Annotated in this window: 25 protein-coding genes; 10 read left to right on the top strand and 15 right to left on the bottom strand. The window is 64.7% G+C overall.

Annotated elements, in window-relative coordinates; all coding sequences use genetic code 11:
* The gene (locus tag R3D65_RS03940) at window positions 1-870 is read left to right on the top strand and encodes an NAD(P)-dependent oxidoreductase (protein WP_371273932.1); all 870 of its coding nucleotides are present in this window, start codon (window positions 1-3) and stop codon (window positions 868-870) included.
* Complete coding sequence (locus R3D65_RS03935; protein WP_371273931.1) at window positions 867-1,574, top strand: ThuA domain-containing protein; 708 nt, start codon at window positions 867-869, stop codon at window positions 1,572-1,574. Before R3D65_RS03940 ends, R3D65_RS03935 begins: the two co-directional genes overlap by 4 nt.
* Before the next feature lie 43 nt (window positions 1,575-1,617).
* Here the strand turns inward: R3D65_RS03935 and R3D65_RS03930 are convergent, their stop codons facing one another.
* The 5 genes from R3D65_RS03930 to R3D65_RS03910 all read right to left on the bottom strand — a co-directional run bounded on the left by R3D65_RS03930 (window position 1,618) and on the right by R3D65_RS03910 (window position 3,110).
* On the bottom strand, window positions 1,618-1,863 hold the full coding sequence (locus R3D65_RS03930) for a hypothetical protein (RefSeq protein WP_371273930.1): 246 nt from the start codon (window positions 1,861-1,863) through the stop codon (window positions 1,618-1,620).
* A gap of 23 nt (window positions 1,864-1,886) precedes the next feature.
* Window positions 1,887-2,156 carry a hypothetical protein gene (locus tag R3D65_RS03925; RefSeq protein ID WP_371273929.1) on the bottom strand — a complete coding sequence of 90 codons (270 nt, stop codon included), beginning with the start codon at window positions 2,154-2,156 and terminating at the stop codon, window positions 1,887-1,889.
* On the bottom strand, window positions 2,149-2,496 hold the full coding sequence (locus R3D65_RS03920; RefSeq protein WP_371273928.1) for a hypothetical protein: 348 nt from the start codon (window positions 2,494-2,496) through the stop codon (window positions 2,149-2,151). The genes R3D65_RS03925 and R3D65_RS03920 overlap by 8 nt, the downstream gene beginning before the upstream one ends.
* 92 nt (window positions 2,497-2,588) lie before the next feature.
* Entirely contained in the window at window positions 2,589-2,783 is a 195-nt protein-coding gene (locus R3D65_RS03915) for a hypothetical protein (protein WP_371273927.1), read from the bottom strand.
* A gap of 165 nt (window positions 2,784-2,948) precedes the next feature.
* The gene (locus tag R3D65_RS03910) at window positions 2,949-3,110 is read right to left on the bottom strand and encodes a hypothetical protein (RefSeq protein ID WP_371273926.1); all 162 of its coding nucleotides are present in this window, start codon (window positions 3,108-3,110) and stop codon (window positions 2,949-2,951) included.
* Between the two features lie 149 nt (window positions 3,111-3,259).
* On the opposite strand from R3D65_RS03910, the gene R3D65_RS03905 reads away from it, so the two are divergent.
* A complete protein-coding gene (locus tag R3D65_RS03905; RefSeq protein WP_371273925.1) occupies window positions 3,260-3,574 on the top strand; it encodes a hypothetical protein in 315 nt (104 codons plus the stop codon).
* 39 nt (window positions 3,575-3,613) lie between these two features.
* On the opposite strand, the gene otsB is transcribed toward R3D65_RS03905, so the two are convergent.
* The 4 genes from otsB to R3D65_RS03885 form a co-directional block, all read right to left on the bottom strand.
* A complete protein-coding gene (gene otsB, locus R3D65_RS03900; protein ID WP_371273924.1) occupies window positions 3,614-4,387 on the bottom strand; it encodes a trehalose-phosphatase in 774 nt (257 codons plus the stop codon).
* 87 nt (window positions 4,388-4,474) lie between these two features.
* Window positions 4,475-5,092, bottom strand: coding sequence for a hypothetical protein (locus tag R3D65_RS03895; protein WP_371273923.1), 618 nt, complete (start codon window positions 5,090-5,092; stop codon window positions 4,475-4,477).
* A gap of 212 nt (window positions 5,093-5,304) precedes the next feature.
* Window positions 5,305-5,490 carry a DUF3008 family protein gene (locus R3D65_RS03890; RefSeq protein WP_371273922.1) on the bottom strand — a complete coding sequence of 62 codons (186 nt, stop codon included), beginning with the start codon at window positions 5,488-5,490 and terminating at the stop codon, window positions 5,305-5,307.
* A 17-nt stretch (window positions 5,491-5,507) separates the two neighbouring features.
* Window positions 5,508-6,128 carry a BON domain-containing protein gene (locus R3D65_RS03885; protein ID WP_371273921.1) on the bottom strand — a complete coding sequence of 207 codons (621 nt, stop codon included), beginning with the start codon at window positions 6,126-6,128 and terminating at the stop codon, window positions 5,508-5,510.
* 313 nt (window positions 6,129-6,441) lie between these two features.
* On the opposite strand from R3D65_RS03885, the gene R3D65_RS03880 reads away from it, so the two are divergent.
* Window positions 6,442-6,939: a ferritin-like domain-containing protein gene (locus tag R3D65_RS03880; protein ID WP_371273920.1), complete on the top strand. Its 498-nt coding sequence runs from the start codon at window positions 6,442-6,444 to the stop codon at window positions 6,937-6,939.
* A gap of 85 nt (window positions 6,940-7,024) precedes the next feature.
* Here R3D65_RS03880 and R3D65_RS03875 read toward each other — a convergent pair whose 3' ends face one another.
* Window positions 7,025-7,273, bottom strand: a complete 249-nt coding sequence (locus R3D65_RS03875) for a hypothetical protein (RefSeq protein WP_371273919.1) — start codon at window positions 7,271-7,273, stop codon at window positions 7,025-7,027.
* 165 nt (window positions 7,274-7,438) lie between these two features.
* Here R3D65_RS03875 and R3D65_RS03870 point away from each other — a divergent pair, with 165 nt between their 5' ends.
* Window positions 7,439-7,795 carry a hypothetical protein gene (locus R3D65_RS03870; RefSeq protein WP_371273918.1) on the top strand — a complete coding sequence of 119 codons (357 nt, stop codon included), beginning with the start codon at window positions 7,439-7,441 and terminating at the stop codon, window positions 7,793-7,795.
* Between the two features lie 3 nt (window positions 7,796-7,798).
* On the opposite strand, the gene R3D65_RS03865 is transcribed toward R3D65_RS03870, so the two are convergent.
* The 3 genes from R3D65_RS03865 to R3D65_RS03855 all read right to left on the bottom strand — a co-directional run bounded on the left by R3D65_RS03865 (window position 7,799) and on the right by R3D65_RS03855 (window position 10,495).
* The gene (locus R3D65_RS03865; protein WP_371273917.1) at window positions 7,799-8,233 is read right to left on the bottom strand and encodes a hypothetical protein; all 435 of its coding nucleotides are present in this window, start codon (window positions 8,231-8,233) and stop codon (window positions 7,799-7,801) included.
* A gap of 38 nt (window positions 8,234-8,271) precedes the next feature.
* Window positions 8,272-9,765, bottom strand: a complete 1,494-nt coding sequence (locus tag R3D65_RS03860; RefSeq protein WP_371273916.1) for a trehalose-6-phosphate synthase — start codon at window positions 9,763-9,765, stop codon at window positions 8,272-8,274.
* 190 nt (window positions 9,766-9,955) lie between these two features.
* Window positions 9,956-10,495, bottom strand: coding sequence for a sigma-70 family RNA polymerase sigma factor (locus tag R3D65_RS03855; protein WP_371274353.1), 540 nt, complete (start codon window positions 10,493-10,495; stop codon window positions 9,956-9,958).
* 277 nt (window positions 10,496-10,772) lie between these two features.
* Here R3D65_RS03855 and R3D65_RS03850 point away from each other — a divergent pair, with 277 nt between their 5' ends.
* The 5 genes from R3D65_RS03850 to R3D65_RS03830 all read left to right on the top strand — a co-directional run bounded on the left by R3D65_RS03850 (window position 10,773) and on the right by R3D65_RS03830 (window position 13,813).
* Window positions 10,773-11,018: a hypothetical protein gene (locus R3D65_RS03850; RefSeq protein WP_371273915.1), complete on the top strand. Its 246-nt coding sequence runs from the start codon at window positions 10,773-10,775 to the stop codon at window positions 11,016-11,018.
* A 57-nt stretch (window positions 11,019-11,075) separates the two neighbouring features.
* Window positions 11,076-11,465 (top strand): DUF427 domain-containing protein, encoded by a 390-nt coding sequence (locus tag R3D65_RS03845; RefSeq protein ID WP_371273914.1) that lies wholly within the window; start codon window positions 11,076-11,078, stop codon window positions 11,463-11,465.
* Window positions 11,466-11,478: 13 nt separating this feature from the next.
* Entirely contained in the window at window positions 11,479-11,766 is a 288-nt protein-coding gene (locus tag R3D65_RS03840; protein WP_371273913.1) for a hypothetical protein, read from the top strand.
* A complete protein-coding gene (locus tag R3D65_RS03835; protein ID WP_371273912.1) occupies window positions 11,741-12,832 on the top strand; it encodes an AI-2E family transporter in 1,092 nt (363 codons plus the stop codon). Before R3D65_RS03840 ends, R3D65_RS03835 begins: the two co-directional genes overlap by 26 nt.
* A 75-nt stretch (window positions 12,833-12,907) precedes the next feature.
* The gene (locus tag R3D65_RS03830) at window positions 12,908-13,813 is read left to right on the top strand and encodes a lysylphosphatidylglycerol synthase domain-containing protein (RefSeq protein ID WP_371273911.1); all 906 of its coding nucleotides are present in this window, start codon (window positions 12,908-12,910) and stop codon (window positions 13,811-13,813) included.
* Here the strand turns inward: R3D65_RS03830 and R3D65_RS03825 are convergent.
* Both R3D65_RS03825 and R3D65_RS03820 read right to left on the bottom strand, forming a co-directional pair.
* Entirely contained in the window at window positions 13,715-15,301 is a 1,587-nt protein-coding gene (locus R3D65_RS03825) for a phospholipase D-like domain-containing protein (protein WP_371273910.1), read from the bottom strand. The two genes, R3D65_RS03830 and R3D65_RS03825, sit on opposite strands and share 99 nt — an antisense overlap.
* A 100-nt stretch (window positions 15,302-15,401) precedes the next feature.
* Window positions 15,402-16,175 carry an endonuclease/exonuclease/phosphatase family protein gene (locus R3D65_RS03820; protein ID WP_371273909.1) on the bottom strand — a complete coding sequence of 258 codons (774 nt, stop codon included), beginning with the start codon at window positions 16,173-16,175 and terminating at the stop codon, window positions 15,402-15,404.
* Window positions 16,176-16,249: the final 74 nt, after the last annotated feature.

Here is a 16,249-nt window from a genome sequence, read left to right as displayed (position 1 = left end):
ATGATTGTCGGCTTTGCCGGTCTCGGGCGGATGGGAACGGAGATGGCACGCAATCTGGCGCGCGCCGGCCACGATCCCGTCCTGTGGAACAGGTCTGCGGCCAAGGCCGTGGACCTGGCAGGCGAACTGGATTGCCGGACGGCCGCCACACCGCGCGCGCTGGCCGACACCTGCGACATCGTCATCACCATGCTTGCCGATGACGCGGCCTCGCAGACGGTCCATGAAGGCACCGACGGACTGTTCGCCGGGACGCGGGCGAAGACCTTCCTCGAAATGGGCACGATGAGTCCGGACCATGTCGCGGCACTCGGCAAGGCGGCGCCGAAGGGTTCGCTCGTCATCGATGCCCCGGTCTCGGGTGCCACACAGGCGGCACGCGAAGCCAGCCTGCTGATCATGGCTGGATGTTCGCAGGCGCAGGCCGCGCCGTTCATGCCGCTCTTCGACGCTGTCGGCCGGCAGACCATCTGCCTGGGCAGGGCCGGGGCAGGGGCCGTGATGAAACTGGCCGTCAATTCCCTGATCCACGGCATCAACCAGACCCTGGCCGAGGCCATGACGCTGGCCGAGGCCGCCGGCATCGAAACGGCGACGGCCTTTGACGTCATCGAGGCAAGCGCGGCCTGTGCGCCCATGCTGAAATACCGACGGCCACTCTATCTCGACGAGGACGCGCATGCCGTGACCTTCACCGTCGCGCTGGCCCGCAAGGACATGGCGGTGGCGGCGGCGCTTGCCGCAACCCTTGGCGTGGCCATGCCGCAGGGCGCGGTGACGCTGGCCAGATTGCGCGAGGCCGAGGCGCGCGGATACGCCCACCGGGACATGGCCTCCATCCTTCAATTCATGCGCGAGGAAAACCAATGAAGGCAGCCCTTTTCGTCGGTGGCTGGGAAGGTCATGCACCGACCCGGTTTTCCGACTGGTACGCCGCCCTGCTGACGGCCAACGGCTTCACCGTCGATATCCATGACACGCTGGAGCCGCTCGAACATCCCGAACGCCTGGCCGATGTGGATCTCATCACGCCGATCTGGTCGTCGGCGCGATCCGGCCACCGCGAGGAATTCGGCAACATGACGAAGCCGCAGGAAGACGGCCTGCTGAAGCTGATTGGCGAGGGATGCGGCATTGCCGGCTGGCATGGCCACATGGGCGATGCCTTTCGCGACCGCCCGACCTACCATTTCCTGATCGGCGGGCAATTCGTCGCCCATCCGCCCGGCTGGCCGGACAATCTCCAGCCGGCGGAGGATTACATCGATTACGACGTCACCATCTGCAAACCGGACGATCCCGTCGTCCAGGGCATTCGCAGCTTCCGCATCCGCTCCGAGCAATATTACATGCTCGTCGATCCGTCGAACGAGGTCTTGGCGACGACCACGTTTTCCGGTGATCACCTGTGGTGGATCGAGGGCACGGTGATCCCGGTTGTCTGGAAACGCCGCTGGGACAAGGGGCGGGTCTTCTACTGCTCCATCGGCCACGAACTCGACGATCTGAAAGTGCCGCAGGTGACCGAGATCATCCGCCGCGGCGCCCTTTGGGCAGCGCGTTCACGCCCGTAGGCCGCACCGGCCTTGCGCGATGCCCTTGCGGGCAGGCCTGCCGTCATTGTCTGCGCGGCTTTTCGATGCCGTGGGGTGCATCCTTGCGGCGGGTCTGCTTGGCCACGGCGTCGGCCTGCACCTCGTTGTCATAGGGCGAGGCCGACGTGCCGCGTCCGTCTCCCTTGTCCGTAATGGCATCGGCGGCGCTGCGCCGGTTGTCGCCTTGCGTTCTGGATGTCGCTTGCGCCCTGGCGTGGTCCTTTTGCGGCCCCTGGCCTTCAGGCGGCGTGTCCGGTTTCCCGGCCATGGCAATACCTCATGTTTCTGGTGTCAGCTTGAATCCCGCTCGACGAACGTGTTGAAACGGCTCGTTGCGCCATCCTCGGTTGTCTCCTGGTAAAGGAACGCCAGGCCGCTCTCGTCGAACACACGGAAAAACTCTTCCCACGATACCGGAACCAGGCGCGGTTCCGGCTCACCGAAGTCGATGCGCAGGATGCCGCCGGTTTCCCCGGTTTTCACCATCGCCGGATGGCCATCCCGCTTCTCCGCCCATGTCCTGATTTCGGCGTGATCGGTCGTCGTCATGGCCTCACTCATGGGTCTCTCCCTCGCCGGTTCTGCCGGTTTGCGTCTTCAGCGGATTGCCGATTTTGCCCTGGAGGACTTCGCGCGGCCCTTCCGGCGGGAAGGGAGCGTCATTCATTTCCAGCACCTCGTAGAGCTTTTCGTCCCGGAACGCGCTGGCGAACCGGGTCGAGACACCGTCTCCGGGCTTGGCATCGCTTTCCAGGAAATCGTCTTCCGCCTCGCTGGCGACGATGCGCGCGTCGGCCGGCGACAGGGCCCTGACAATCACTTCGCCATGGCTGGTTGCCCGGTCCCAGTTGGGATCGTAATCTGCTGCCGCCGGGCGGAGTTTGTAAATGAAGGTTTTCATGTCCGCAAAACAGGCGCGGGCAGGGTTTTGTTCTGGCCACGGACACCGCCATGATGGACAGGGCAGGGCGGAGGAGCGGTCCGCCGCCTTTCTTACCGGGGCATGTTGCTGGACGTGTCGTCGGCGGGGCCGGGGTTGCTCCGGCGTTGCCGCGCAAGCGCGCGCTGAAGTTCGGTCGCCAGTTCGAGCAACCGCTCCGGAACCTTCTCGCTCTCGATTTCACGCAGCAGGAGCCGCAATTCGCCGGGCAGGCTGGTCAGGCGGCCTTCATTGTCATTGCTCGTCATGAAAACCCCTTGCCATCCAGCATGTCCCTGCCGTCAAGCTTCCAAGAGCTTGCGCTTATATTCAAGGGAAAACCGGTGGAAAGGGCTGCAAAAGATCATCGTCAATTCCTGCCCCGATCTTGATAACAGGCCGGTAGCGGCCGGCCGGCCCTGTTTCGCGGCCTATCAGGATGGGCCGTCGTAAAGGTCGTGGACCTTGCGTTCCTGCTTCGCGCGTTCGTTGCGCGAAAGCCGGCGCCGTTTCATCATCACGAAGATGAACACCGCACCCAGCAGGACCGGACCAAGCGCCACGGCCACGAACCAGAGATAATTTGAAAGAACCATTGTGCGCCTCGCTTCCTTGCAAGGAAAAACAGGCCGGCGCTCTCGATGTTCCATGATCGGCCGCTCCCGCACAATGAACGGACGCCAGGTGAACAATTGTTGTTCTCGCGGGTTGGCCTCTGTCGAATGACAAGGAGAGGAGGCCGGTCATGGCCGAGACACGAATGCTGACCCGGCACGGCGAGATCAGGGACTGGGCTGCGGCCAGGGCCGGAATGCCGGCCATGGTACCGGCGGTGCCATCGGCCGGGCAGATGAGCCCGGTGCTGCGCATCATGTTCGACCAGCAGGCCTATACCGAGGTGGACGAGGCGCACGACCGGCCACAGGCTGTCGGTGACGTCGAGATCGTGGAATGGAGTGAATGGTTCGACGAATTCGATCGCCAGAATCTCGGCCTTGTTGTCGCTGAGGACCAACCGGGACAGATCGACAGTTTTCACGAACTCGTGGTTCGCGGATAGCCGAAACCGTCACCGGACCAGGCCTTGAGGCGGGCATGGTCACGAGGGATTGGCCATGTCCGAAGCGCGCGCGGCGATGCGGGCAAGCCAGCGGTGAAGCGCGTCGGGATCCGCCAGGCGATAGCGTGCGCGCGTCACGCCGGCGCCGACCTTGATGGCAATGCCATTCCAGTCTTCAATCCGCTCGAAAGCGGCCTCGTCGGTGGTATCGTCGCCCGCGAAGACGGGCAGGCGCCCGGCGAAAGGCGGTTTTGCCATGAAATCGGCCAGCGCGTCCCCTTTCGTTCGGGCGCTCGCCTTGAACTCCACGACCATCTTGCCTTCGATCACGTGAATGGCCGCAGAGGTTGCGCGCACCTCCCGTGCCAGTGCCAGACAAGCGGCGGCAAGGTCCGGCCGCTTGCGGTAATGCAGCGAGAGCGAGCCCTGCTTGGTTTCGATTACCAGCCCGTCATGGCGTGCCGACAAGGCATCGGCCGCGCCGCGAACAGCCTCCAGCGCCAGGGCCTGTGTTTCGGCCCGGCGCAGCACGCCGTCGCCAAGCCGCCATTCCAGCCCGTGGACCCCGGCCACGGGCGGCCGGAACGATCCCAGCCGGCGGTCTATGTCGCGAATTTCCCGTCCCGAGATGATGGCAAGCGCACCGTTTGCACAGCCATGCAGAATGCGCAGGTCGGCAAGCACACCGGCGTCGATCCGCGCGTCCGCCGGGTTCTCCACGATCCTGGCAAGCGTGCCGTCGAAATCGAGAAAGAAGGCGGCCTGCCGGGCCGCCAGATCGTCCGGCGGTGCCGGCAGGCTTTCGCTATCCATGGCTGGCTTGCCTTCGCCTTTGCCGTGGTTGCGCCGGATGAACGGTCATCCGCATCCGGAAGTTCCCTCTTGCAAGCGGCTCAAACATCATTGCGTTTCCTGCATGTAGGCGCGGATCGACCGCAATGCCGCGCGTGAGCGGATCTGTTCGGCGGTATAGGTGCGCGGCTCAAGCCGCGTGCCGTGCCGGCTGCGCCGCACATCGAACGAGCGCCGTGCCGCCACGGGTCTGTCGCGCGCGGTATAGGTTGCAACGATCGTCACGGTCAGTTCGTCAATGGTATCGGCCGTCTCGCCCTGCGTCATGGTCCGGTCGATCAATTGCTGGTAAGTGCCGATATCGATCAGTTCGCTGCTGTCGAGCGGCCCCTGGAGCCATTGCGGGCGGCGGTCGCCCTGATCGCTGACCTCCAGGTCAAGGTCGCTGAGCGAACAGCGCGACCGGCGGAACGCCTTGTCGCTGCCAGAGCGGTATCCGGCATCGGTGATCACCGCTTCCACATAGATGGGTTCGGCGCTCATGTTGGCGATCAGGCAATGAGACCGGAGACTGTGTCCGGCGCCCTGGTTGATCAGGATCTTCGGTCTGATGCGGTCTCGGTAATTGCCGAGCAGAAGCTGGAAATAGAGGGTCCAGACCACCAGTGTCGCCATGTTCGCGATGGCGCTGACGGCCCCGTGATTGTCTTGCAGCCAGATCCACATGGCTCTCTTCCGAAAGTCGTTGCCGTGAACCGAACGCCGCAGACATGCTGATGTTCCGATGGGTCGGGTACGCCGGATGCGGCCGGCCTGGGCGAAAAAGGAACCGGCCGCGCGAGCGGGCCGGTTCCAGGCGGCCTTCGCCGCCGGATCGCAGCGGACAAGCGGAGGATTGGGGGCAGGAAAATCCGCTGCGATTCCTGAAGGAAGGGGGCTTAATCGCTGTCGTGGCCCGGTTTTCCCTTGCGCTTGGTGGAAGCCATGTCCTCAAGTTCCTTCTCGCTCATGGAGTCCGCCATGTCTTTCGACGCACCTTTCAGGTCGCCTTTGTCCTTCTCGCCGCGCTTGGCCGCGAGCGCGGCGCCGGCGGCCATCTGCTGGGCTTTCGATTTCGCGGGCATCGCTGCCTCCTTTGTCTTCAAGGATTTCCCGGTTCGCTCGCCGCTTCGCGGATGCGCAGGTTGTTCTGCGTATGCCGGACACCGCTGACGGAATCGGCGCAGTCTTCCGCGCGCCGCTTTTCGAAGCGGTCGGTGACAAAGCCGGTCAATGTCACCTCGCCATCACTGACCGTTACGTCGATATCGCTGGCATCCAGTGCGCCATCATCCATCATCCGGTCGCTGACATCGTCGAGGATCCGTTCGTCGGAGCGGCGATAGCCCTTCGGCCCCTTGCCCCGGTGCTTGTCGCGCTCCCGGCGCCGTTCGGCGTCTTCGTCTCCGAACCATGAACTGACTTCATCGCTCGCTCTGTCCCAGAAGTCGCGTCCTTCGCCACCATGCCGGGGTGCCTGGCGGTCCCAGTGGCCGCGCGGATAGCCGCCATGGCGCGGCTGCCCGTACCAGCCGCCGATGAAGGGAATGCCATAGCCGGGCATGGGCCGGTCGGCGTAATGCTCGCCCCACCATGCAGTGGATCGCGGTTCGCCCTGCCGGCGGTTTTCCCAGAACTGCGGATCGGGATAATCGCGCTCCGGCACGTCATCCCATGGGCGGTCATAGCCGGGGCGCTGTCCTCGCGGACGATCATAGGCCATTGCTTGCTCCTCAGCGTTTCAGAACCTCTCGCCTCCAAACGGAAACCCCTGCTGTTTGTTCGCCTGCCGCGCCAAAAAAAAGCCAATGGCGGCATGATCCGTCGGACGGGCGCAAGGTGCAGCAGCGCCACCCGCTTGGCTCCATGCCGGTGGTCGGAACGGCCTGCGGAACATTCATCAAAATTGCGGGTTGAGCCGGGCATTGCCGCCATGGCGGGAGGGAGGCGTATCGGTCAACCGGACCTGCGCCAGCCCTTCAAGCGGCTGCGCGGCAATGTCTGCCTCAATTCATTCAATCACAGGGAGCTGCATGATGGCCAAAGAGAAAACCTTGTCGGATCTGTTCTACGACACCCTCAAGGACGTCTACTACGCCGAACGGAAAATCCTGAAGGCGCTGCCGAAAATGGCCCGCGCGGCCGAATCCGACGATTTGCGCAAGGCCTTCGAGCATCATCGCGACGAAACCGAAGGCCAGATCGAACGCCTCCAGAAAGTCTTCGAGATCCTGGACAGGCGCGCGCAGGGCAAGACCTGCGAGGCGATCGAGGGCATTATCGGTGAAGGCGAGGAAATCATGGATGCCTTCGGCAAGTCGCCGGCCCTGGATGCCGGACTGATTTCCGCTGCCCAGGCTGTCGAGCACTACGAGATCGCCCGCTATGGCACGTTGAAGCGCTGGGCCAGTGAACTGGGTCTCAACGACGCCGCCAAACTGCTCGAAGAGACGTTGAAGGAGGAATCCAGGACGGACGATTCGCTGACCAAGCTCGCCGAATCGGAAGCAAACAGGAAGGCAAAGGCCGCCTGAACAGGCAAGAGGGGACCGCTCGTCAGGGCGGTCCCCTTCCGTATCATCCGCGTGGATGGTCGCAAGGCTGCGGATGCGCGGGCAATCAGTCGGCCTGCGGATCCTCTTCCTCGCCAGGTATCCGTCCACCGGTGGCGGCAGGCGGATGGACTGTCCGTTTCGTGGCCGTATGGTCCTCGTCGCGAACGCCCTCGGTGATCTTTTCTGGCGGCCTTTCGGCAACGGCGTCATTGTCGGAGTCCGAGCAGGCGCCAAGCACCAGGAGCGGCATGGCGAGGGCAAGCCCCAGGCCCGGATGGAATGCTCTCGGAATGCGTTTGGCCAGCGACAACATGGTCTCGTCCTTTCGAAAGGTTTGCTGTGCGTTCATTGCGGGAAAAACCCCTGGACGCCGGTCCATGTTCCATCGCCGGGCGATTGGACCGAAGCGCGCGTGGCGCGAGGGAACAACGCGGCGCATTGCCGGTTGAAGGGTCACAGGAGACAGGTTCGAGATCCGATGAAGACAGGCAGGAAGACCTCAAATCCGGCGGAATTGCGCGGCGATATCGCCAAAGGCCGCGCCGGGGGAAAACGCCCCGGCTTCGACCCGGCCACCGCGCCCCTGGAGACCGACTCCGAAGCCGGCGGCATTCCCATGGATGGGCAAACTGTGGAGACCGCCCGCAGGACGCAGGCCCGCCAGGGCAATGCCGAACCGGCCGGCGAACGTTCCGCCGGCATCACCTACGGCACCGCCATGCGCAGGATCCGGCCCGAGAGCCTTGGCTGGAAGGCCGCGCCGATGATGATGTGGGTGATCGTTGGCGCGGGTTTCCTGCTGATCCTCGCCGTGGTCCTTGCAAGCCTGCGCTGAGCGTCACGCGCGAAAGCTTGGCGCGATCGCCTTTTCATCGTCCCTCGACAGCGTCATCATGTAGCCAAGCCCGCCGGGCCCGGCGCTTCCGCTTTCATCTGGACTCGACGACGCATCCTTCCCGGCCGGACCGGCGCGCCCGGGCAGGCTGCCTTCCATGACATCGGCGCACAGACCGGCCAGCCGCGCGAAGGTCGCCGCGGACCTGTCGCCCGGAACGCGGTCCAGATCCGCCGCCAGCCGATGCAGCCGCGTGCAAAAGGCTTCCAGTTGCGCCGGATTTTGCGCGCGGGCAAGCCGGAGAAGATGCGCCGTCGCATCCCGCACGATGGCGGCCTGTGCGCTTTGCTGCTGCGCCAGAACAGGTCCGGCATTCGCCTTGAATGCGGGCGCCGCCGGCCGGCGGGGCAAGTTGCGATTGTCAGGCAGGTCAGGCATGGCAGCCTCCATCCGTTCTTGTTCTTACCCGCTTTTCCTCATGGCCGGCAGGCGGCTGAGGATTCCGGCGGCACGGTCCCTGCACCGGGCCGGTATCCGCTGCCGCGCCCGCCCCCGGTGCCGTGCTCTCCGGCCGGCCCGCCGCCTGGATGCCGGCCCTGGCTTGCGTCACCGCCTTTCTGCAGGACGGCGAGGAAATCCGCTGCCCAGTCGTCCACGCTGCGCGCGCTGATGCGGGCCATGAGGGCCTCGTGCCGGGCGCAGCGTTCCGCGCGCGGCATCGCGATGGCCTGATGCAGGCGCCGCGCCATTTCGTCGGTATCGTGGGGATTGACCAGAAGGGCCTCCTCCATTTCCTCGGCCGCTCCGGCAAAGCGCGACAGCACCAGCACGCCGGGATCGCCGGGATCCTGCGCAGCCACATATTCCTTCGCCACCAGGTTCATCCCGTCGCGCAAGGGTGTGATCAGGCCGATTTCGCTGCCCCGGAAGATGGCCGCCAGCCGGTCCCGCGCCACGGCGCGGTGGATATATTTGATCGGTGTCCAGTTGAAGTCGGCGAAACGACCGTTGATGGCGCCGGCGAGCGCTTCGGTCTCGCGCCGGATCGTGTCATAGGCGCGGATGCCCTCGCGGGTCGGCGGCGCGATCTGGAGCAGCGAGATGCGCCCCTCCAGCTCCCGGTGCGTTTCGAGCAGTTTCTCGAACGCCTCGAAACGCGCGGGGATGCCCTTGGAATAGTCGAGGCGGTCGACGCCCACGATCTGCTTCCTGTTCAGCATCCGCCGCCGCATGTCATCGATGCGGATGTCCTCATGGGTGCTGCGGCCCATGGCATGAAAGCGCCCGCTGTCGATGGCAATGGGAAACCGGCCGCAATGAATGCTGCGCCCGTCCGAGCGGATGACGGATTGCGAGATGCGTTCGCCAAGCCCCAGCGCTTCGATAGTGCCGAAGAAATTCGCCACGTCACGCGCGGTCTGGAACCCGACGACATCGTGATCGAGCAGCGAGCGGAGCAGCGCGCGGTGGCCGGGCAGTGCAGCCAGCACTTCGGGCGGCGGGAAGGGAATATGCAGGAAGAAGCCGATCCTCATGCGCCGGCTGCTTGTCCGGCGCAGGAACCCGGCAAAGGGCAGGAGATGGTAGTCGTGAACCCAGACGAGATCGTCGTCCTGCAGGAGAGGCGCCAGTTCCTCCGCAAGCCGCCGGTTCACATCGAGATAACCGGCATGCTCTTCCGCGTGATAGTCGAGAAGGTCGGTGCGGTAGTGGAATAGCGGCCACAGGACGCTGTTTGAAAATCCGGCATAGTGTGCCTGGTATTCGTCTTGCGTCAGCGGAACGGTGATCTGGCGGACATTGCCGCCGCCTGCCGCAGCATTGCGTGGCGTGCTGCCCGGTTCGCCTGTGCCGAACCAGATGCCGCCGCGTTTGCGCAGGGTGTCGGCAATGGCCACGGCCAGGCCGCCGGTCTGGGTGGATTTGTCAATGTCGCCCACGCGGTTGGATACTATGACGAGTCTGTTCATCGCGCGGCTGGCTCCCGGCTGTATGGCGGCAATCGGAAAACCGCGGGGTATTCCTTTTGTTCCACTCGCTGGATCAGAAAACCGGATACAGGCACTGCGGACTTGTTCAATGAGTTCAATGATTTTGGGGAACAACCTGCGCCTGTGGGCGGCCGGGCAATGGCTTGGCGCCAGTCTTGATGGCAGCCGTTCAGTGATCCTGGATGGAGCGGACGGTGAAATCGTCGTCACACTCGACGCTGGTTGCCGGCGTGTCTTCACCCAGTTCCTTGAGCAATCGGAGACGCGCCCGGTTGAGCCGGCTCTTGACGGTCCCCATGGCGCAGCCCAGCGTTTCCGCCGCTTCCTCGTAGCTGACGCCCATGACACCGATCAGCACAAGGATTTCCCGCTGCGGGGCGGGCAGCCGGTGCAAGGCCGCGGACAATTCCTGGCCCTTGACCGTCCATTCCTGGGTGGCATCGACAGCGACGCGCAGCGAGGCGCAATCGGCCGCGCCGGGCGCTTCGCGTTTCTGGACGCGGATGCGGGTATAGAACGTGTTGCGCATGATGGTGAAAAGCCAGGACTTCATGCTGGTGCCTGGCGTGAACTGGTGAATCTTCGATATCGCCTTGGTCAGTGTCTCCTGCACCAGATCGTCGGCGTCATTCGTGTCGTAATAGAAGGATCTGGCAAATGCGCGCAGGGCAGGGATGAGCCTTATGACCTCCGCTTCCTCGCGCGCCATGAGCACGGATCGTCTCTTCTCGGTTTCGGCGATGGCGGAACCGGGCAAAGGTGGCATGCAGGACCTCCCAATGACATGAATGTCAATAAATGCTTGCACCCCCTGTTGCCTAATGCAGGGGCAGCCATGCGGTTCCCGAAATGGCTGCGGCAATTGCCGCCCCTTCGCCCACGGCGGCATGCGCAGCGACATGAATGGCGGGTGACTGCCGGCAAATCCCGGCCTGGCATGGAACGCTTTGGCATCCTGCGCCGTTCGGTGTGCAAAGGAGGCCATGATGAACGAGAACAGAGATCGCAAGCGCCCGGAGGATCTGCAGGAAAGCGACTTCGCCGGGGAGCGCATGGGCAACAACCGGCTGCAGGGTGAAGATCAGGAAAAGGTGCGCAACCAGCGTCATGCGGTTCCGGACGTGAAGCAGGAACCGGATGACGTGATGGAAAGTTTCGAGAAAATGGACAAGGAAACGCGCGCCCGCACCGACCTGAACAAGGGTGCGCGCAAGGACGGTGACAAGGCTTGAACCGGAAGCCGGATCCGGCTCCCCGCGCAATTCGACAGCAAGTCACGGAGTTTGCAAATGGCGACAGGAACGAATGAGCGAATTACCGTCGAGCCGTTTCATGGGGTCGTGAACGTGCGGTTCATCGACGCCATGCTGGCCTCGACCGATTCCGCGCTGGTGCTCAGGGAAACGGGTCACGAACCCGTCTTCTATATCCCTTTCGACGATATCTACTTCGCGATGATGCACGAATCCGAAACGCGCACCCATTGTCCGTGGAAGGGCGAGGCGCGCTACTGGAGCACGGGCGCCGTGGGAGAGGCAGCCGCCGATGTCATGTGGGCGTACGATGCGCCGCCGGGCGCCGCCGCGCCCATTGCCGGCCACGGCGCTTTCGATGCCGGCAAGGTCACTGTTGATGTCACGCCGGATGACAGCCCGCGCCGCGTCCCCGACACGCAATGACCGGGATATGACGATGGCACGGCTGCCCGACGAGGAGATGGACGGTAGGCTGAACGCCCAGCGCGAGGCGATAGCGCTGCTTTTTGCTGTGGTGGCGCGGCAATGGCCGGGTGCGGATCTGCCCGCCCTGATTCAGGGGCGCGCCGGCCTGGCCGATCACCAGGAGGATCCCGGCGCCGTCGCGGTGGATGGTTTCGCCGCGCAGGAGGCCCGGCGCAAGGAACTCGTCATGCTGGCCCGTGATGTGGCCGAACTGATCCGGTCCGGGGCCGGGCATGCCGCGTCCACGCCTGATGTCTGAAACGCCGGAAAGCCGGCATCTGCTGGTGCGCCTCGTGGCCGTCATCGCCACGATTCTGGTCTTTGCCGCACTGCATGTGACGAGCTGGGTGACCTCCACGCTGGCCCTTGCCTTTTTCGTCACGGTCGCGGTCTGGCCGGTCGATGCCTTTTTGCGCAACCGCCTGCCGGAACGCCTGCGCTGGGCAGGCCATGTTGCCGCGCTCGCCCTCGTCATCCTGCTGTTCTCGCTCTTTCTGGGCGGCGTTTTCCTCGCCGCGCGCCAGATCGTTGCCGGGTTGCCGGCCTATGAGGACACCATCGCCAGCACGCTGCGGCAGGGCACCGCCTGGGCGGGCATTCCCGATATCGCCGATGAGGCCGGTGGCATGGAGACGGCCCGCCTGTTCGAGCGCATGATGGGCATTGCTACCGGCATTGTCCGTTCCACCTCGAATCTCGCCGGCATTCTTTCGCTGATCTTCTTCCTCGTGCTGCTCATGCTCATCGAGGCCCCGTCCTGGGCCGGCAAGATGCAGTCGCTGACGGGCAAACGCGACGGGCAGGCCTATCGCGCAGCGCTTCTCGCCATCGCCACCCGCATCCGCTGGTATTTCGCGGTTCGCACCTTCATGGGGCTGGCGACAGGTGTGCTTTATGCCTTGTGGAGCTGGGCCTGGAACCTGGATTTCGTTTTCGTCTGGGGTCTGTTGGCCTTCCTGCTCAGCTATGTTCCCAATGTGGGGTCGCTGGTGGCCGGGGTGCTGCCGGCAGCCTTTGCCTTCCTGCAACTGGAATCGTTCTCCGCCATCCTTTACGGGCTTGGCTTGCTGCTGATCGAACAGGTGATGGGCAATTATGCCGACCCCAAGCTGCAGGGCCGCGAACTGGCGCTCTCGCCCCTTGTGATCCTCGTCGCGCTCATGGTCTGGAGCTGGATCTGGGGCATTGCCGGTATGCTGGTCGCAGTGCCGATGACCCTGGTTGTCATGATCGTCTTCGCCCGCATTCCCGCCTTGCAGCCGATCGCACTGTTCCTTTCCAGCAAACGCGATGTCGACGACCTGATGCAGTCGGTGGACGCATGAGCGTTGGATTGAACGACCGCAGGCCCGTCCATGCCGGCCGTCAGCGGTCCGGCCCCCTCGGCGCGGAGTAGGCGCATGTCGTGGCGGCGGTTGCTTCTCAATGGCCTTGTCGGCGCGGCGGCCGCCCTGGCGGTCTATTTCATCGTGCGGACCATCCGCCGCCATGGCCTTGAGACGGTTCTCGATGCGCTTGCCCGCATGCCGGCGGTCAATCTTGCCGCGGCCGGCGGCTTTGCTGCCGCCTCCTATCTGTGCCTGTCCGGCTTTGACTATTTCGGCGCCCGCTATGTCGGTCGCCCGCTCTCCTGGCCCCGTGCGCTTCTCGGTTCCTTCTCCAGCCTGTCGATCGGTCACAATGTCGGCTTCGCGGGGCTGAGCAGTGGCGGCCTGCGCTACTATTTCTATTCGCACTGGGGCATGCGCGCCTCGGATGTGGCGCGGCTGGTCGTCTTCTCCGGCGTGGGCGTTACCATCGGCATCTCGGTGATCGCCGGGGCGGGGCTTCTGCTCTATCCCCGGCAGGCGGAGAGCCTGATCGGGCCGAACCGGGCCGCCATTCTCGCCATCGCGGTCCTCTGCCTTGTCTGGCCCTGGCTTTATCTGCTGGCCACCATGCGGTTCCGGCGGTCTCTCCGGATTTGGAAATGGCATGTCGCCCTGCCGGCGCCTCGCTTGGCGCTCTGGCAGATCCTGATCGGCAGCGCCAATTTCGCCTGCGTCGCGGGCTGCCTGCATCAGCTCATCAACGGGTTGAAGGCCACGCCCTATTTCGAAGTGCTCGCCGTCTATGCGCTGTCGCAGGCGGCCGCGCTCGTCAGCCATGTTCCGGGCGGTCTGGGTGTCCTGGAGGCATCCGTGCTGTTCCTGCTGCCGGGCGTCCTGTCACTGGCGGCAGTGATTGCCTTTCGCATCGTGTATTTCTTCATTCCCTTGCCCTTCGGCCTGGCCGCGCTCGGGTTTACGGCGCTGTTCAGGCGATGAGCGTGCAGACGGATCCGCCGCCTTGCCCGCAAGCGCCCGGCCGGCGCGGCGCAACCACGAGCGCAACCGCTGCCAGGGCCGGGCCGGGCCGCGTGGATCGAACAGGCCGGTGCCCGGCAGCGGAGTCACCTTCCCCTCAAGCGACGGCTGGTCGAGATCGCGAAGGTCGCGCCGTCCGCCTGCGAAGCGGTCGACAGCGGCAAACATCGACCCGGTTTCATCGATCACCTGGGCCACCGCCTCCATGCTCGTGTCGAGGTGCTCCGCCAGCAGGTCATTGCGCAGGTTTTCAATGGCTGGGCGGTGGTCCGCCCGTGCCGCCTCGAACGCCAGGTCGCATTCCGTGTCCAGCCCTTCGGAGCGGTTGTTGAGGTTCGAGGATCCGATCCGCGCGAAGCTACTGTCCACGATGATGATCTTTGAATGGATCAACACCTCGTCGCGGCTGCCGTCGGACGCTTGCGTGCTGGCGCACATGACGCGCAACCGGCCGTGGATGTCGGCCCGGCGCAGGCGCCGCATGAGCCGCTTGCGGTTGTACTCCATCACGATGCGTTCCAGCATGCCGCGTGAGCTGCGTGTCACGACGATCAGGATTTCCGGCCCCTTGTCTCGGCGCAGCGATGCCTCCAGGCGGCCGGCCACCCGGAAGGAAGCAAGATACTGCGTCTCGATATAGAGCGAGGACCGCGCCGCGAGGATGGCGTCGTCGGTGAGCTTCGCGGTCTCGTGGCGCCGGCGCCGGCCGAAGCCGGGCGGAACCGTCCTTGCAACGGCGACGGGGCAGTCTTCAAGCGCAGGTGCGATGAAATCCGGCCATCCCGCCTGCGCGCCACGCACCGGGGGCAGCGCTTCGCCGGTGGCGCGCCTCCAGCGATCGGCGGCAACGTCGCATATGCCTTGCGCCGCCGCGCCGGATATGAGGGCCTGTGCGTCGTGAACCGGGCCGTAAGTGGAGCCGGATGGCGAGCGCCGCAGATCCCATTCGGCGCGGTGAAGCCGGTCGTCCCAGCGCTCCGAGGTGAGATCCATGCCGCCGACAAAGGCCAGCGTCCCGTCCACGCAGACGATCTTCTGGTGCTGCGAGGCGCGCAGCGAATGGCGCCGGTCGAAGGCCAGAGCGATGCGCGGATGATCCGCCCAGGTGTGTTCGCGGAAAAGATCGAGCGTTTTGCGAGCATAGACCGGGCCGAGCGCCCAGACGAGGATTTTCAGCTCCAGCGTATCGTTGCGCTCCACGAGATCGCGCAGGAACGGTCCCAGCACAGGCGGATCCGCCTCTTCCGGCGTCAGCGCGATCTTGGGATCGAGATCCCAGCCAATGATCACGATACGCTGGCGGGCGTGCGGCAACACACGCGCAAGCGCCTCGAAATAGGCTTTCGCGTCGATGAGAAAGGCCGAGCGATCGCTTTCCCGGATGATCTGGCAGTTCCTGCCTTCGCGGGCTATGGGCCCGGAAGGCTCCCCGGCATTCTTCATAGGCATCCGTTCCGGTTGTTCCTGTTCACGAAGAGGTTGCGCTAGCCAAACTCCGGAACCGCCGAAAAGGTTTCCTTGCGCGGCCCCGAAGGCCGGCCGTCCGCCCTCAGCCGATGGCGTTGCGCCGGTCCGTGCCGGGATGGATCTCGATGTCGGCGACCAGCGGCAGGTGGTCGGAGGCGATCGCGGTGGCCGCATTGCGCACGGGCGCGATGGAATGAACGGTGATGTTTCCGCTCATGAAGATGTGGTCGAGGCGCAGGAACGGAAACCGGCTGGGAAAGGTGGCGGCATGGTTGCGCCCGGCATTGGCGTCCTTCAGGTGACGAACCAGCCGCCGGTAGGCGCGCGAGCGCGGCACGGCGTTGAAGTCGCCCATCAGCAGCACCGGCTTGTGGCATTGCGGATCGCCGAGCCATTCCGGGCCCAGCAGGGCGTCCACCTGGATCGAGCGTTCGATTGCCAGGAGGCCCAGATGGGTATTGACCACCTGCAGGCTCGCCGGTGCCGTCTCGACCTCCACCCACAACGCGCCGCGCCGCTCCAGTTCGCGCCGCCGGATCGGGGCGGGCAGGCCGCCGCGCTTGACCAGCGTGTTTGGCAGGGCCGTGAAGATGGCATCGCCGAAATGCTCGTCCTGCACCTGGTAGGCCGGGTGGAAATGCATCTGCATGCCCAGCATGTGTGCGATTTCGGAGGCCTGGTCGACACCGCCGGTGCGGGCGCGGCGCACATCCAGTTCCTGTAGCGATACGATGTCCGGCTTGCATGCGGCGATGACCTGCGCGATGCGTTCGGGGGAGAGAACCCGGTCGGTGCCCACGCAGCGATGCACGTTGTAGCTCATGACGCGGATGGTGCGGGCCCCGTGCCTGTCCAATGCTTGCTCCTCTTTTCCCTCGCAATGCCAACCGCTGCAATGGTGCTTTGGTTCCGGCCGCCGGCGCAAGCCGC

Origin of the sequence: Zhengella sp., from assembly GCF_041397485.1 — a bacterium.
Taxonomy (GTDB): Bacteria; Pseudomonadota; Alphaproteobacteria; order Rhizobiales; family Rhizobiaceae; genus Zhengella.
Note: the sequence above shows the minus strand (reverse complement) of the source record. Positions and strands in the feature narration are given on the sequence as shown.